Origin of the sequence: Oleisolibacter albus (assembly GCF_003336875.1) — a bacterium.
GTDB lineage: Bacteria > Pseudomonadota > Alphaproteobacteria > Azospirillales > Azospirillaceae > Niveispirillum > Niveispirillum album.
In genome coordinates this window covers 123,616-138,771 of sequence record NZ_QGNJ01000002.1, presented here as the reverse complement: position 1 = coordinate 138,771, position 15,156 = coordinate 123,616, and the positions used below count along the sequence as shown (strand labels likewise).

19 protein-coding genes are annotated in these 15,156 nt (G+C 70.3%); 10 read left to right on the top strand and 9 right to left on the bottom strand.

Features of this window, described 5'->3' with window-relative positions; translation table 11 throughout:
* The first annotated feature begins 46 nt into the window (after positions 1-46).
* Positions 47-673, top strand: coding sequence for a GNAT family N-acetyltransferase (locus DK368_RS03650; protein WP_162305850.1), 627 nt, complete (start codon positions 47-49; stop codon positions 671-673).
* Between the two features lie 62 nt (positions 674-735).
* Here the strand turns inward: DK368_RS03650 and DK368_RS03645 are convergent, their stop codons facing one another.
* On the bottom strand, positions 736-1,116 hold the full coding sequence (locus DK368_RS03645) for a YraN family protein (RefSeq protein ID WP_114392208.1): 381 nt from the start codon (positions 1,114-1,116) through the stop codon (positions 736-738).
* The gene (rsmI, locus tag DK368_RS03640; protein WP_338045689.1) at positions 1,091-1,936 is read right to left on the bottom strand and encodes a 16S rRNA (cytidine(1402)-2'-O)-methyltransferase; all 846 of its coding nucleotides are present in this window, start codon (positions 1,934-1,936) and stop codon (positions 1,091-1,093) included. Before rsmI ends, DK368_RS03645 begins: the two co-directional genes overlap by 26 nt.
* Before the next feature lie 220 nt (positions 1,937-2,156).
* Here rsmI and DK368_RS03635 point away from each other — a divergent pair, with 220 nt between their 5' ends.
* Positions 2,157-3,395, top strand: coding sequence for a penicillin-binding protein activator (locus DK368_RS03635; protein WP_114392207.1), 1,239 nt, complete (start codon positions 2,157-2,159; stop codon positions 3,393-3,395).
* A gap of 17 nt (positions 3,396-3,412) precedes the next feature.
* Entirely contained in the window at positions 3,413-3,928 is a 516-nt protein-coding gene (locus DK368_RS03630) for a L,D-transpeptidase family protein (RefSeq protein WP_114392206.1), read from the top strand.
* Between the two features lie 40 nt (positions 3,929-3,968).
* Here the strand turns inward: DK368_RS03630 and DK368_RS03625 are convergent, their stop codons facing one another.
* Positions 3,969-4,367, bottom strand: a complete 399-nt coding sequence (locus DK368_RS03625; RefSeq protein ID WP_114392205.1) for a hypothetical protein — start codon at positions 4,365-4,367, stop codon at positions 3,969-3,971.
* A 282-nt stretch (positions 4,368-4,649) separates the two neighbouring features.
* A complete protein-coding gene (locus DK368_RS03620) occupies positions 4,650-5,270 on the bottom strand; it encodes a TetR/AcrR family transcriptional regulator (protein WP_162305849.1) in 621 nt (206 codons plus the stop codon).
* A gap of 327 nt (positions 5,271-5,597) precedes the next feature.
* Here DK368_RS03620 and DK368_RS03615 point away from each other — a divergent pair, with 327 nt between their 5' ends.
* The 6 genes from DK368_RS03615 to DK368_RS03595 all read left to right on the top strand — a co-directional run bounded on the left by DK368_RS03615 (position 5,598) and on the right by DK368_RS03595 (position 9,227).
* Positions 5,598-6,464 carry a SirB1 family protein gene (locus DK368_RS03615; RefSeq protein ID WP_114392203.1) on the top strand — a complete coding sequence of 289 codons (867 nt, stop codon included), beginning with the start codon at positions 5,598-5,600 and terminating at the stop codon, positions 6,462-6,464.
* Positions 6,465-6,570: 106 nt separating this feature from the next.
* Positions 6,571-7,524: a glutathione synthase gene (gene gshB / locus DK368_RS03610; protein ID WP_114392202.1), complete on the top strand. Its 954-nt coding sequence runs from the start codon at positions 6,571-6,573 to the stop codon at positions 7,522-7,524.
* An 85-nt stretch (positions 7,525-7,609) separates the two neighbouring features.
* Positions 7,610-8,089 carry a hypothetical protein gene (locus tag DK368_RS03605; protein WP_114392201.1) on the top strand — a complete coding sequence of 160 codons (480 nt, stop codon included), beginning with the start codon at positions 7,610-7,612 and terminating at the stop codon, positions 8,087-8,089.
* 95 nt (positions 8,090-8,184) lie between these two features.
* Positions 8,185-8,343: a hypothetical protein gene (locus tag DK368_RS21240; RefSeq protein ID WP_155524459.1), complete on the top strand. Its 159-nt coding sequence runs from the start codon at positions 8,185-8,187 to the stop codon at positions 8,341-8,343.
* A gap of 179 nt (positions 8,344-8,522) precedes the next feature.
* Positions 8,523-8,990: a PA2169 family four-helix-bundle protein gene (locus DK368_RS03600; protein WP_162305848.1), complete on the top strand. Its 468-nt coding sequence runs from the start codon at positions 8,523-8,525 to the stop codon at positions 8,988-8,990.
* Positions 8,991-9,032: 42 nt separating this feature from the next.
* Positions 9,033-9,227, top strand: coding sequence for a hypothetical protein (locus DK368_RS03595; RefSeq protein ID WP_114392199.1), 195 nt, complete (start codon positions 9,033-9,035; stop codon positions 9,225-9,227).
* Positions 9,228-9,275: 48 nt separating this feature from the next.
* Here the strand turns inward: DK368_RS03595 and mltA are convergent, their stop codons facing one another.
* The gene (gene mltA / locus DK368_RS03590) at positions 9,276-10,487 is read right to left on the bottom strand and encodes a murein transglycosylase A (protein WP_114392198.1); all 1,212 of its coding nucleotides are present in this window, start codon (positions 10,485-10,487) and stop codon (positions 9,276-9,278) included.
* Between the two features lie 14 nt (positions 10,488-10,501).
* Positions 10,502-11,197: a Tim44/TimA family putative adaptor protein gene (locus DK368_RS03585; protein ID WP_114392197.1), complete on the bottom strand. Its 696-nt coding sequence runs from the start codon at positions 11,195-11,197 to the stop codon at positions 10,502-10,504.
* 387 nt (positions 11,198-11,584) lie between these two features.
* On the opposite strand from DK368_RS03585, the gene DK368_RS03580 reads away from it, so the two are divergent.
* Positions 11,585-12,103 (top strand): FxsA family protein, encoded by a 519-nt coding sequence (locus tag DK368_RS03580; RefSeq protein ID WP_114392196.1) that lies wholly within the window; start codon positions 11,585-11,587, stop codon positions 12,101-12,103.
* Positions 12,104-12,149: 46 nt separating this feature from the next.
* Here the strand turns inward: DK368_RS03580 and DK368_RS03575 are convergent, their stop codons facing one another.
* The 3 genes from DK368_RS03575 to groES all read right to left on the bottom strand — a co-directional run bounded on the left by DK368_RS03575 (position 12,150) and on the right by groES (position 14,861).
* Positions 12,150-12,554: a DUF3224 domain-containing protein gene (locus tag DK368_RS03575; protein WP_114392195.1), complete on the bottom strand. Its 405-nt coding sequence runs from the start codon at positions 12,552-12,554 to the stop codon at positions 12,150-12,152.
* Between the two features lie 314 nt (positions 12,555-12,868).
* Positions 12,869-14,521 carry a chaperonin GroEL gene (gene groL, locus DK368_RS03570; RefSeq protein ID WP_114392194.1) on the bottom strand — a complete coding sequence of 551 codons (1,653 nt, stop codon included), beginning with the start codon at positions 14,519-14,521 and terminating at the stop codon, positions 12,869-12,871.
* 49 nt (positions 14,522-14,570) lie between these two features.
* Positions 14,571-14,861: a co-chaperone GroES gene (gene groES, locus DK368_RS03565; RefSeq protein ID WP_114392193.1), complete on the bottom strand. Its 291-nt coding sequence runs from the start codon at positions 14,859-14,861 to the stop codon at positions 14,571-14,573.
* Positions 14,862-15,156 lie beyond the last annotated feature (295 nt).

The window sequence follows — 15,156 nt, the reverse complement described above, 5'->3', positions numbered from 1 at the left end:
CCCAGGGCCGGCACGGTCACCCCAGTCACGTCCTGCGAAGGGCATCATGTCTCCCGTGAAGGCCGCTGTGGCCTTGGAAAAACAGCACCTGGACCCGACCGAGCTGAACCAGCTGGCCGGCCTTGAGATCGAAGAGTCGCAGATCCAGTATTTCGGGACACCCGACGAGGTTCTGACCGACATTCACGGCCATGTGGGCAGCATCGCCATGCTGCTGCTGTCCCGTGGCAAGCCCGTGGGCTATTTCATCACCCGCCGCGACCTGCGCGACGCCGCCACCTGGTGGCTGTCCTGGTTCATGCTGGACCGGCGTGAGCAGGGCAAGGGCTATGGCAAGCCGGCCTTCCGGCTGATCCTGGCCTGGCTGGCCTCGCGCCCCGGCTGCCGCCGCATCCGGCTGCAGGTCACGCCCGGCAACGACACCGCCCGCACGCTCTATGTCCGCCACGGCTTCGTGGAAACCGGGTTGGAGATCGAAGGCGATGATGTGCTGGAGCTGGATCTGGCCGAGGCCCCCGTCGAGTCGGTGCCCGTGCTGGCCGCCCGCAGCGGCCTGATCCTGGTGCCGGCCGCCCCGACGGGCCGCCGCGCCGGCACCCCGGCCAGCGGCGCCGAGATGATGGCGCGCCTGGGGCCGGCCGCCTGGCCGCCGCCCCTGGAGAGCCTGTTGTGACGACGCACCCCGTTGTGACGACGCACCCGTTGTGACGACGCATCCCGCGCCGGCCCCGCCCCTTACCCCTCCGCCCGCCAGACATCCTTGATGTGCGTGGGCCAGCGCCGCGGTCGCACCAGCATCAGGTCGTAGCGGATGGCATGGCGGTGCAGGGCCGGCCGGCCGGCCAGATACTGGCCCACGGCCAGCGACCGCCGCCGCCAGCTGGCCCCGCCGACGGCGGCCAGGGCATGGTCCAGCCTGCCGCGGGCCTTGACCTCCACCACCGCCAGCACCCCGCCCTTGCGCGCCAGGATATCCAGTTCGGCCGCCGGCAGCCGCAGGCGCCGGGCCAGCACCCGGTAGCCGCGCAGCCACAGCGACAGACAGCAGAGCCATTCGGCCCAGCGGCCCTGGCGTTCGGCGCGCTGACGGTCACGGCGTGTCCGGCGGCGTCCCATCGCTGTCCCCCGTCCGGCCCAGTTCCAGGGCACGGGCATAGACGGTCTTGCGCGGCTGGCCGGTGGCGGTGGCCACATGGGCGGCGGCGTCGCGCAGGCTCATGCTGGCCAGGGCCTGACGCAGCAGACTGTCGAGATCGGCCGCGTCGGCCTGTTCGGCGGCGGCATCGGGCGGGCCGATGACCACCACCACCTCGCCCTTGGGCGCGCCGGCCGCGGCATAATGGGCGGCCAGGTCGGTCAGGCTGCCCCGCCGCACCTCCTCGAACAGCTTGGTCAGCTCCCGCGCCATCACCGCGTCGCGCGGGCCGAGAATGGCGGCGGCATCGGCCAGAAGGTCGGCCAGACGCTGGGGCGACTCGTAGAGCACCAGCGTGGTGCGCAGGCCCCGCACCTCCTCCAGCGCCGCCCGGCGGCCGCCGGATTTGTGCGGCAGGAAGCCCAGGAACAGGAAACGGTCGCTGGGCAGGCCCGACAGCACCAGGGCGGTGATGGCGGCATTGGCACCGGGCAGATGGTACACCGCCAGCCCCTGGTCCCGCGCCTCGCGCACCAGCTTGTAGCCGGGATCGCTGATCAGCGGGGTGCCGGCATCGCTGACCAGGGCGATGGCCTGGCCGTCGGCGATGCGGCCCAGGATCTGTGGCCGCATCCGCGCCGCATTGTGCTCGTGATATGGAAACAGCGGGGTCGCAATGCCGTAGCGGCGCAGCAGCCCCGCCGTTACCCGGGTATCCTCGCAGGCGATGGCGTCCACGCCCCGCAGCGTCTCCAGGGCGCGCAGGGTGATGTCGCCGGCATTGCCGATGGGGGTAGCCACCACATGCAGCCCAGGCCCCGGTTTACGTGCGGGCCTGGCGCCGCTAGGCTCCGCCCCCGACCCGGCTGCCGTCCCGGCCGCCGCATCGGACGGGTCGTCCCCCGGCATAGGGTCGCCGGAGGTCGGGTCGCCGGTGGTCGGGTCGGACGGGCCGTCTTCGGCGTTGAGATCGGGATCGGTCGGGGTGGCCATGGCGCTTGGATTTGGAGAAGGGAAGCCGATGCTGGCGAAATTCGGACGGGCGGTCGCCGCCCTGGCACTGACACTGGGCCTTGCCGCCTGCGCCAGCAGTTCCCCGACCGTACAGGCCCCACCGCCCCCGCCGCAACCCGTCGTCGAAGCGGCGCCGCAGCCGGTGGCCCCGCCGCCCGCCATCACCAAGCCCCAGGACGGCAGGATCCGCGTGGCCCTGCTGCTGCCCCTGAGCGGCCGCGGCCAGCAGGTCGGCCAGAGCATGCTGGACGCGGCCCAGCTGGCCGTGTTCGAGCTGGCGGATGACAAGTTCCTGCTGATGCCGCGCGATACCAAGGGCAGTGCCCAGGATGCGGCCGCGGCGGCGCAGGCGGCCATCAATGACGGCGCCCAGCTGATCCTGGGCCCGCTGTTCAGCCCCGAAGCAGCCGGCATCAAGCCGGTGGCCGCGGCGGCCGGCGTGCCGGTCCTGAGTTTCTCCAGCGATTGGGCCGTGGCCGGCGGCGGATTGTGGACCCTGGGCTTCCAGCCGCAGGACCAGGTGCAACGGGTCGTGGCCTACGCCGCCGCCCAGGGGCTGACGCGCTTCGGCATCCTGGCTCCGGCCACCCCCTATGGCCAGGCCGTGATCGAGAGCATGACCGGCGCCGTGCAGCAGGCGGGCGGTCAGATCACCAGGATCGAGCGCTACACGCCCGGCGGCGACTCCACCGCCGTGGTCAAGCGCCTGTCCGACTTCGAGCAGCGCAAGGCCGCCGCCCATGGCGGCAAGGAGGCGGCGGAGCCACCCTTCCAGGCCGTGATGATCGCCGAGGGCGGGCAGCAGCTGCGGGCCCTGGCCTCGCTGTTCCCCTTCTTCGACCTGGATCCGGGTCCGGTGCGGCTGCTGGGCACCGGCCTGTGGGACGAACAGGGCCTGGGACGTGAACCGGCCCTGGTCGGCGGCTGGTTCGCCGCCCCGGCACCGGAGGCGCGCCAGCCCTTCGAGGGCCGCTTCCAGGAGCTGTACGGCTACAAGCCGCACCGGCTGGCCACCCTGGCCTATGACGCCGCCGCCCTGGCGGCCGTGCTGGCCCGGCAGGGCGGCCCCCAGCCCTTCACTCCGGCGGCCCTGACCAACCCCAACGGCTTCAGCGGCATCGACGGCATCTTCCGCCTGCTGCCCAGCGGCCTGCCGGAGCGCGGTCTGTCGGTGCTGGAGGTGACCCGCACCGGCACCAGCGTGGTCGATCAGGCCCCCACCACCTTCCAGCCCCAGGCCTTCTGACCCCGGACGCTGCGCACATGGAGCTGACCGTCACCCGCGGCCCGCATGGCGGCTGGACCCTGGTCTGGCCCGGCGGTGCCGCGCCCTGTGCCATCGGCCGCGCCGGCATCGCCGCCGACAAGCGCGAGGGGGACGGGGCCACGCCCGTGGGTGCCTTTCCCCTGCGCCGGGTGCTGTACCGGCCGGACCGGCTGGCCCCGCCGGAAACCGGCCTGCCGGCGGCGCCCATCGCCGCGGACGACGGCTGGTGCGACGACCCGGCCCATCCCGCCTACAACCGCCCGGTCAAGCGGCCCTTCCCCGCCAGCCACGAGGTGATGTGGCGCGACGACCATGTCTACGATCTGGTCGTGGTGCTGGGCCACAATGACGACCCGCCGGTGCCGGGGCTGGGCAGCGCCGTGTTCCTGCATCTGGCCCGGCCAGGCTATGAGGGCACGGCTGGCTGCGTCGCGCTCGACCGGCCCGACCTGCTGCGGCTGCTGGCCATCTGCCGGCCGGGCGACCGGCTGCTGGTGCCGACCGGCCTGTGACGACCGCCGGCACGTCTCCCCTCCGTGTGCCGTGTCCCCCTCAACCGACCGGCACCAGCCGGGCCGGACCCGCGGCGGCCCGGAGTTCCGTGCGCACGCGGTCGCGGGCGCCGGGATCGGCGGCCAGGAGCCGCAGCAGCAGACTGGTCAGGTCGGTCCTGGCGTCGGCCCAGCTGATGCCGCCATGGAAGCGCAGCCGCATGGTTTCCGCCTTGGTCGGCGACGCGAAGGCGGCATAGAGGCGGAACAGGGGGCTGGCGTCGGGGTCCTTGGGCTCTCCCGGCAGCCGGTCATCAATGGGAAGGTGCGCCACCTGGGCGGCGATCTCCGCCGCCAGGGCATCGGCCTGCGGAGCATTGCGGGCGGGGTCCGCCGCCACGGCAAGGGGGCCGAGGTGACGGCTGTCGCGGCTGGTGCTGCTGGTATGGTGCTGGTCCATGGCGATCTCAATCCCTTGGGCTCAGGAGCCGTGGGCGGAAATCGGTCGGGCCAGGGGGCGAAGTTCGCATCCGGACCACCGACTTCCGTCGGCGGCCCCGGGTTCGACTTAGCGCATGCGCGAACGGTGGGCCGCCTGGTCGGTGGTCCACCAATAAAACGACACGAAGGAAAAGCAGGTCCGTGCCACGCGTCATGCTCCCGGAATGGGTGAATGACCGTAGCGCCGGGCGGGGGCGCTTGTAAATGCCCGTTCTGCGCGACGCCCCACCTTTCGGACGGTTCAGCCCTTGTGGCTGCGCTGCATCTCCCAGAATTCGTGCATATGGACCTTCAACTGGTCGATCAGCCGCCGCTTCACCGCCGGCGCATCCGGCCCCAGATGGCAGCGGGCCACGCCCAGGACCATCTGCCAGCTGAGATAGCGGCCGAACATGAAGCGGTCGGCATCGACACGGGCCGCCAGATCGGGCAGCGCCTCCCGCGTGACGGTGGTGCCGTCGACCTCGAACTGCTCGGCGGCGGGATAGACGATGGCGCGCAGTTCCTCGTCGGTGCGGGCAGCGGCCAGCAGCTCCGTCCATACCGTCCAGAGCGGACTGTTGGCCAGTTCCCAGCTTTTCTCCACGGCGGCATCCAGCCGGTCGGCCCCGTCGGGCAGATCGCGCATGACCTGGCCGAATTCGGTCAGGATGCTGTTCTGGATATGGGCCACGGTGGCCCGCAGCACCTCCGGCGTCGTCGGGAAATAATACTGCACGGCGCCGCGGGTGACATTGGCCCGCTTGGCGATTTCCGACGTGGTGGTGCGGTGGTAGCCGATCTCCAGGAAACAGCGGATCGCCGCATCGATGATGCGCTGGTGGGTGGCGATACTCTTCTTGGTCTGACGCACCCGGGACACGGAACCGGGCTTGTCCCTCCTCATATCCTCAACCGTCAAGGGTGGACCCCTTTCTTGTGCTTATATCGGCCTGTCCATGAACTTACGGGAAGGACGGCGATGCGGGCAACGGGAACCATGGGCATGAACGCAACAGCATGCATGGGAATGCCATGCCATGGCCCGCGGCGCGGCGCCCCAAACCGATGTGCGGGGCCGACCTATCCTTTCGGCTGGGAAGGGGATCACCACCGCGCGGATGTGACGTGTTTCGCTCGACAAGACTCGATCGGCTGCGTTAGGACAGCACCGCCCAAGCCGCCCGCGTCCCAGCCGGGAGCCGCCTGAATGAGCATGCGCCGCCATGCGTTGGAGCTGTTGCGCCAGACCGGCACTTTGCCGGATGAGCGCATTGATCTTGCCGAAACAGCCCTGGCCCTGGCCGCGCTCGACCTGCCGGAGACCGACCTGGCCCCCTATCGCCGGCACCTGGCCGAACTGGCCGCCCAGGCGGCGGACGAGGCCGCGTCCCTGGCCCGCCCCGGCCCGGTGGAGGATCTGGCCCTGGGCGACCGCATCCAGGTGCTGCGCGCGGTGATCAACGACCGCCACGGCTATCGCGGCGACAGCGTCACCTATGAGGATCTGCAGAACGCCAGTCTGGTCCGGGTCATCGACCGGCGCCTGGGGCTGCCGGTGGCGCTGGGCATCCTCTATCTCCATGCCGCCCGCGCCCTGGGCTGGCAGATGGTGGGGTTGAGCTTCCCCGGCCATTTCCTGGTGCGGCTGGAGCATGAGGGCGACCGCGCCATCCTGGACCCGTTCGACCGGCTGGGCGTGCGCGAACCCCATGCGCTGCGCGAACTGCTGAAGCAGACCGCCGGGCTGGAGGCGGAGCTGTCGCCCGACCATTACGCGCCGGTGTCCAACCGCGAGATCCTGCTGCGGCTGCAGAACAATCTGAAGCTCCGCCATCTGCGCAACGACCGCGCCGACAAGGCGGTGGATGTCATCGAGCATATGCTGCTGTTCGCCCCCGACCAGCCGGCCCTGTGGCGGGAAGCCGGGCTGCTGAACGCGCATCTGGGCAATCTGGGGGCCGCCATCCAGGCCTTCGAGACCTTCATGGACCGCGGCGCGCGCCTGGGTGCCCCGGCCCAGCTGCTGCACCAGACGGCAACCCTGGTGCAGCAGCTGCGCACGCGCCTGCACTGAGCCCGCCCCCGCCTGTGATGCCGGTCATCGCCCTTGACAGGGGGCGGGCGTAGTCGTCCGCTCCAGCATCAGACCAACCGTCGTCCCGCGGGGAAGGACCCTACCGATGAGCCTTGGCGTCGCCATCCAGATGGACCCGATCCAGTCCATCAACATCGACACCGACAGCACCTTCATGATGGCGCTGGAAGCGCAGCGGCGCGGCCACAGCCTGTGGCACTACGAACCCCGCGACATGGCCCTGCGCGGCAACCGGCTGGTGGCCCGTGCCCGGCCGCTGCAGGTGCGGCGCCAGCGCGGCAACCACTTCACCCTGGGCGCCGAGGCGGTGCTGGATCTGGCCAGCATGGACATCGTGCTGATGCGCCAGGACCCGCCCTTCGACATGGCCTATATCACGGCCACCCACCTGCTGGAGCACATCCATCCCGGGACGCTGGTGGTCAACGATCCGGCCGCCGTGCGCAACGCGCCGGAAAAGCTGTTCGTCACCCATTTCCCCGACCTGATGCCGCCCACGGTCATCACCTCCTCCAGGGCGGAGGTGCTGGAGGCGCGGGCCGCCTGGAAGGACATCATCGTGAAGCCGCTGTTCGGCAATGGCGGCGCCGGTGTCTTCCACCTGAAGCCGGAGGACGAGAATCTGGGGGCGCTGCTGGAGACCTTCACCCAGCTCTACCGCGAGCCGGTGATCGTGCAGAAATACCTGCCGGAGATCCGCCAGGGCGACAAGCGCATCATCCTGATCGACGGCGAGCCGGCGGGCGCCGTGTCGCGCATCCCGCAGGCCGGCGAGGCACGGGCCAATTTCCATGCCGGCGGCAGCGCCGGCAAGACCACCCTGACCGCGCGCGAGCGGGAGATCTGCGCCGCCATCGGCCCGACCCTGCGCCAGCAGGGGCTGATCTTCGTCGGCATCGACGTCATCGGCGATTACCTGACCGAGATCAACGTCACCAGCCCCACCGGCATCCAGGAGATCAACCGGCTGGACGATGCGACGCTGGAGGTGACGCTGTGGGACGCCATCGAACGGCGGTTCCACGCCAGCCGGCGCTGAGGCCGCCGAAAGGTCGCGGATGCCGGGTGCGGAACTCGGCCGCGACCGCCAGGGTTGATCTTCGATGCATGAAACGCGGAGGTGGATGGTGACGGGCGGGTGGAAAACCCTGGGCGGCGGGCGGCCGCTGCTGCTGGCGGGCTTGCTGCTGCTGTCCGCCTGCGCCACGCGTGAAGCGGACGAGGCCCGCTCGGCCCAGCAGCTGCTGGTCGGCATGCCGGTGCAGACGCTGCTGTCCTGTGCCGGGGTCCCCGACCGGCGCGAGGCCGTGGATGCCGCCGAGTACTTCACCTACAGCAGCCTGGGCCGCCGCGCCGCCTCGTCATCGGGCAGCAGCGTCGGGCTGGGCGTCGGCGGGGGCAGCGGCGGCGGCGGCCATCTGGGCGTCGGGCTGGGCATCGGCATCCCCCTGGGCGGCAGCCGCGACGCCTCCGGCTGCGTTGCCACCTTCACCGTGCGCCAGAGCCGGGTGGAGCAGCTGACCTACCGCGGTGGCAGCGACGACCCCGCCGCGTGCTACGCCATCGTGGAAAACTGCCTCGCCCTGGTGCCCGGCCGGCAATAAAGGGCGGGGCGGAACCCGGATGCCCCCCGGCCCGTTGCCAGGACGCCAGGTCGCTATGGCCGGCACAGGATCACGGAGCGCGAGGGACACCAATCATGGCGGCCAATGAAACGCCCCGGGACGAGCCCCCCGACGATGGTACGGCGCGGACCCGGGAGCAGGAGCGGCTCCGGCGGCAGGGCGAACGCATCCGCGAGATGGAACGGCTGATGCGGGCGGCGGCGGCCTTCGCCCGCGGCAAGCCGCCCCGCTGATCCCCCACCATCCTCTTCACCGACACGAAACCCGGGCCTGCCGGCCACGCCAGCCACAGCGTGTCTGTCGCCGGGAACCCCGGCCCCCATATTCGGGTTGAACGTGCGGGCTGACGCTGCGGGTCGAGCCTGGGTGGGCGTGAGCCGCCGCCGATATGACCGGTGACGGAGGGGACGCGATGGACGGGGACGCGCTGACCGGTCGGCTGAACGCGCTGATCCGCGTGACCGAGGACAGCCATCTCAATCTGCGGCAGGCGGCGGAACGCGCCGAGATTCCGGCGATCAAGTCGCTGTTCAACGATCTGGCTGCGCGCAGGGCCGCCCTGGTGCGTGATCTGCAGCAGCGCGTGGCCGCCCAGGGCGGGACGCCGGAAGCGGCGGGCACGCTCCTGGGGGAGGCCAGCCGTCTGGCCGGCAACCTGCTGATTGCACCCCGCGGCGCCGGCGGGCTTGTGGCCGCGGCCGTCCGCGACCAGGAAGCGCTGCTGGGCCAGATCCAGACCCTGTTGTCCGCCGATGATCTGCCGCCGGGCCTGCGCGACGCCCTGTCCGGCCATCTGGTGCGGGTGCAGCAAGACCGGGACCGGCTGGCCAAGACCGACCCCGCCCTGGCCGACGAACCCGCGACGCGCCACAGCGCCTGACCCCGCCACCCGACCAGGAGAGGTCCCCCAGGAGAGGTCCCGATGCCGACCAATGCCGAAATCGCCGCCCGCCTGCTGCGGGATGCCGCCGACTTCTTCCGCCAGGTGGGCGAGCAGAACGAGCCGCTGCGGCTGGAGATGGACCACAACGCCCAGGCGTTCGAGGTGGTGGCCGACATGGTGGAGCAGGAACCGACGGCCGAATTCGTCACCGGCGCCAACCAGAACCGGGCGTGAGGAGCCCCGGCAGGCGGCTCAGGACAGGGACGGTCAGGACAGGGACGGTCAGGACAGGGACGGGCTGACCGTCTTCGGCAGCAGCAGCCAATAGCGGCCGCGGCTCTTCATCAGGCCGGCCCGCTGTTCCGCCGCCGGCCCATGGCCCCAGAACACGTCCCCGCGCACCGGGCCGCGGATGGCCCCGCCAGTGTCCTGGGCCACCAGCAGGCGGCGCAGCCGCGCGGCCGGGTCCAGCGGGTCCTGGGCATCCAGCCACAGGGGCACGCCATAGGCGATGAAGCTGCGGTCCACCGCCAGGGAACGGCCGGGCGTCAGCGCGATGCCCTGGCCGCCGACCGGCCCCTCCCCCTCCAGCACGCGGAAGAAGACATAGGAGGGGTTGGAGTCGAGGATGGCCTGCACCTCGGCAGGATTGGCCTCCAGCCAGGCGCGGATGGACTGCATCGACACCTGGTCCTTGGGGATGGCGCCGCGCGCCACCAGTTCCCGGCCGATGGCCACATAGGGATGGCCGTTCTGCCCGTCATAGCCCACGCGCAGCTCGCCGCCATCGTCCAGCAGCACGCGGCCGGACCCCTGGATCTGCAGGAAGAAGGCGTCCACAGCGTCATCGACCCAGATCAGTTCCAGGTCCCGGTTGGCCAAGGCGCCAGCCTCAATGGCCTTGCGGTCGGCGAACGGCTTCAGCTGGCCGTTGACCACGCGCCCGGCGATGCGCTCGCCCTTCAGCTGCGGGCGGAACTCTCCCAGATCCACCATGACCAGATCATCCGGCCGGCGCAGCAGCGGCGTCTGATAGGGACCCTGGCGGGTGCGGCTGCCATGCAACTCGGCCTCGTAATAGCCGGTGAACAGTCCCTCGGCCGTGCCATTGTCCGCGGCCAGCCAGGGCTGGAACCAGGTTTCCACATAGGCGCGGGCGGCGGCATCGTCGCCGGCCGGAACGCTGTCCAGCGCCCGGCAGGGCGCAGTCCAGTCGGCGATGCGGCCCATGGCCCCGTCCGGTCCCAGCGCACGGTCCGGCGGCTGGCGCAGCAGCCGGCCGCAGGATCTCGCCAGGGCAGGCAGCGCCTCGGCCACCCGGTCCGCCTGCCAGCCCGCCAGATCGTCGAACCGGGCGGCGCTGAGGGTCAGTTTCGGCGCCGGGGGCGCTTCGGGCGGCTTCGGGGTACAGGCGGCCAGACCCAGCAGCAGCGCCGCCACGGACAGGAGGCGGACAGGCGACAGGGCCGGGCGGTGCCGGGAAAGACCGGCCATCACGGCGCCGGGCCTCACGGCGTGCGGGTTTCGACCAGTTTCCAGTTGGGGTCGGTGGCCCGGGTGTTGCGGGCGAAGGTCCAGATATCCACCACCTCTTCCGGCCGGGACTCGTCGCCATCGACGATGGTGCCGGCGGCGTCACGGGTGACATGGGTCTGGTGCGAGATGAAGGTGACCGTGCAGAAGGCGGTGCGGCCTTCCATGCGCGCCGCGGTCAGATCGACCGATTCGACGGAATGGATGCGGCTTTCCAGCGTCTCCCGCGCCTGCTGCCGCTGGCGGATGGCCAGGGCGAACTGGTCGTAGACATCGTCGGCCAGCAGCGGGCGCAGGGTGGGCGTGTCGCCGGCGGCGAAGGCCTGCACGATCATCTCGAACGCGCCGCGGGCCCCCTGAAGGAACTGGCGTTCGTTGAAGCCGGGGTCGGCGGCGCGGATCTGGCGGATGGCGTCCTCCAGCGAAACCGGCCCGTCGCTGGGCGGCGGTGGCGGCGGCTCGACCGGCGTCCGGCCGGGCATCGGCACCACATTGTCGCTGTCCCCCACGGGCTGCGGCATGCCGGGCCGCGGTGGCTGCTGGGCGAAGGGATTGGGGCGCTGGCGCTCCTCCCCGTGGCGGCGGCCCAGCACGCTGCGCAGCCGGAACACCAGGAAGGCGGCCACCATGGCGAAGATCAGGATATCGATGAAAAAGAAGCCTTCACCCATGTGACCCGTATCCCATATCCATGGTCCGCACCATTGTGGTTCGAACCGCTGTGCTGCCGACCCGCCGCAGCGCGGCTGGCCGGACCCAGACCCCCGGACCTAGACCCCCCGGGTCCCCTGGGCGGCCCCTGGACCCGTCCCGACCCTAGACCAGACCGGCCGGCCTGACCAGAGCCACCACCGCATCCGGCGCCGATCCGATGCGCCGGGGGCTGATCCGCTGCGCCGGGGTGGGACAGATGGTCCTGTCCCCGTCACGCCACACCCCTTCACGTCGCCGCGGCAAGACACTAAGTCTAAGCCAGAACCGAGCGGGGTGCGGCCCGGTTCCGTCACGGCACCGTTCCCTGTAGATAGGCCGCGACCACCCCCAGAGCAAGGATACCCATGCGCGCGCTGTTGCCTTTCCTGCTGCTTCCCCTGGCGGAGATCGCCGGTTTCGCCTGGGTGGGGGACCGGATCGGCGCCCTGAACACGGTGGCGCTGGTGCTGCTGGCGGGGCTGGCCGGCGTGCTGATCCTGCGCCATCAGGGGCTGGACACGCTGCGGCGGGCGCAGCAGCGCATGGACAGCGGCCAGCCGCCGGTGCGCGAAGCCTTCGACGGGCTGTGCCTGGCCCTGGCCGGGGTGCTGCTGATCATTCCCGGATTCATCACCGACCTGATGGCGTTGGCCCTGTTCCTGCCGCCGGTGCGCGGCTGGCTGTTCCGCCGCGGCGGGGTGATGATGAGCGGCAGCCTGAACATGGGCGGCCGGACCACGGTCTGGCGCGACCAGGGCCAGCCCCGCTACACCGACCCGACGGTGATCGACGCCGATTTCCACGAGGTGCGTCCGCCCGACGGGGCGGCCGGCCCCGACAAGCTGCCGCCGCCGGACAGCCGCTGGCGCCCGCCCGGACGCTGAGACCGGCGGTCCGGGCAACCGGCACCGGCCGGGAGCACCGGCGGGGTCAGTCGTCCGGCAGGCTGTAGCTGAAATCGTAGAAGTGCTGGCCGTCGGCGACGCGGATGCGCATCTCGCCGCTGAGACCGGCCAGATCCCCGCTGCCGCTGTCCGGCACCACCGAGATCGACAGGTGCTGATGGCCGCGGTCCATGGTGCCGACATGGCGCAGCACGAAGCTGCCGCTGCGCCCGTCGAGGGTGCCGGTGACCCGCTCCAGCGCCACATAGACCGCCGATCCCTCCACCCCGGTCATGGCCGTGAGCATGCGGCCCTGGCCCGTGGCCTCCAGCGGCCCGTGGAAGCGCTTGTCCAGCAGCATCATGCCCAGCTTGGTCCCGTCGGGGCCGGCATCGGGCGTACCGTCCGGCGTCAGCGACACATCGAAGGTCCCGGCAGCCTGCAAATCCATGGCGGTCTCCTTCCCCAGGGCCGGCACCGCTGCCCCCGTCAGCACGGCGCCCGATACCAGGCCTGATACCAAGCCTGATACCAGAATAGCGGCAATCCGGCGCACGGGGAAAAGGAACGGACAGAGCATGGGCGCGGCTCCTGCTGTATCGGAATGGCAGCATCGTCCGTCGGGCGCGACCGTGCAACAGCCGCCCCCTCGCGTCCGTCAAACAAATGCGCGCCAAACAAATGCGTGCGCCAAACAAAAACCCCCGGCAGGTCACCCTGCCGGGGGTCTTCGCGGTCAAGCCTGTCCGGCCGGACGACCGGGACTTAGAAGTCCATGTCGCCCATGCCGCCCATGCCACCCGGGCCGCCGGCCGGAGCGGCCTTCGGGGCCGGCTTCTCGCCGATCATGGCCTCGGTGGTGATCAGCAGGCCGGCGATGGAGGCGGCGTCCTGCAGCGCGGCGCGCACGACCTTGGTCGGGTCGATGACGCCGAACTTGAACATGTCGCCGTACTCACCGGTCTGGGCGTTGAAGCCGTGGTTGGTGTCGCTGCCTTCCAGCAGCTTGCCGACGATCACGGAGCCGTCGAACCCGGCGTTCTGGGCGATCTGGCGCACCGGCGACTGCAGGGCCTTCAGCACGATGTCAACGCCGAACTTCTGGTCCGGGTTGTTGGCGACCTTCGCCTCCAGGACCTTCAGGGCCTTGGTGGCGTAGAGCAGGGCGACGCCGCCGCCGGCCACGATGCCCTCTTCCACCGCGGCGCGGGTGGCGTGCATCGCGTCGTCAACGCGGTCCTTGCGCTCCTTCACCTCGACCTCGGTGGCGCCGCCGACGCGGATGACGGCCACGCCGCCCGCCAGCTTGGCCAGACGCTCCTGCAGCTTCTCGCGGTCGTAGTCCGAGGTGGTCTCCTCGATCTGCGCCTTGATCTGGGCGATGCGGGCCTCGATGTCGGCCTTGGAGCCCTCACCATCGATGATGGTGGTGTTGTCCTTGGTGATGACGACGCGCTTGGCCTTGCCCAGCATGTCGAGCGTCACGGTCTCCAGCTTGATGCCCAGATCTTCGGAGATGACCTGGCCGCCGGTCAGGATGGCCATGTCCTCCAGCATCGCCTTGCGGCGATCACCGAAGCCCGGCGCCTTCACGGCCGCGACCTTCAGGCCGCCGCGCAGCTTGTTGACCACCAGCGTGGCCAGGGCCTCGCCCTCGACATCCTCGGCCACGATGATCAGCGGACGGGAGGACTGCACCACCGCCTCGAGAACCGGCAGCATGGCCTGCAGGCCGGACAGCTTCTTCTCGAACAGCAGGATGTAGGGGCTCTCCAGCTCCGCGACCATCTTGTCGGCGTTGGTCACGAAGTAGGGCGACAGGTAGCCGCGGTCGAACTGCATGCCCTCGACCACGTCCAGCTCGGTCTCCAGGCTCTTGGCCTCTTCGACCGTGATCACGCCCTCGTTGCCGACCTTGGCCATGGCCTCGGCGATCATCTTGCCGATCTCGGCCTCGCCGTTGGCGGAGATGGTGCCGACCTGGGCGATCTCGTCGTTGGTCGTGACCTTGCGCGAACGGGACTTGATGTCCTCGACGACGGTGGCGACGGCCAGATCGACGCCGCGCTTCACATCCATCGGGTTCATGCCGGCGGCGATGGCCTTGGCGCCCTCACGGACGATGGACTGGGCCAGCACGGTGGCGGTGGTGGTGCCGTCGCCGGCGAGGTCGGCCGTCTTCTGGGCGACCTCCTTCACCATCTGCGCGCCCATGTTCTCGAACTTGTCGGACAGCTCGATTTCCTTGGCGACCGACACGCCGTCCTTGGTGATGCGCGGAGCACCGAAGCTCTTCTCGATCACGACGTTGCGGCCCTTGGGGCCCAGCGTGACCTTCACGGCGTCGGCGAGGATGTCCACGCCGCGCAGCATCTTGGTGCGGGCGTCGGAGCCGAACTTAACTTCCTTGGCAGCCATGGTACTCGTCCCTCTTTCTCAATGGGTCTGGCGAAGCGCGAGGCGCGACTCAGGCGGCGAGGACGCCCATGATGTCGCTTTCCTTCATGATCAGGTATTCGACACCGTCGATCTTCACCTCGGTACCGGACCACTTGCCGAACAGCACGCGGTCGCCGGCCTTGACGTCCAGGGCGACAAGCTTGCCGGACTCGTCACGAGCACCCGGACCCACGGCCACCACCTCGCCCTCCTGGGGCTTTTCCTTGGCGGTGTCGGGGATGATGATGCCGCCGGCGGTCTTCTGCTCGGACTCGACGCGCTTGACCACCACGCGGTCATGCAGCGGACGGAAACGCATGGATTCTCTCCCTTGATAGGCAAAAGACTCGGGATGAGCCTGCTGTTAGCACTCACCCGCGGTGAGTGCCAGCGACGTAATCAAGCTTGGGGCCAGAGTCAAGAGGGGGGTCGGAGAGCTTTTTGCACGACCGGAGGGGGTAGGGCCGGCAAATCTGGCAGCACTCGCGGAAAGCGGCTGCCAAGCCATTGAAAATAAAGAATATTATGCCTTCACAAAACCGTCATGCCCTGGCAGCATGAAGCTGGAAAAATGATGGGGCCGCCATGGGGACAGGCCCCGCAGCAGGGAAGGC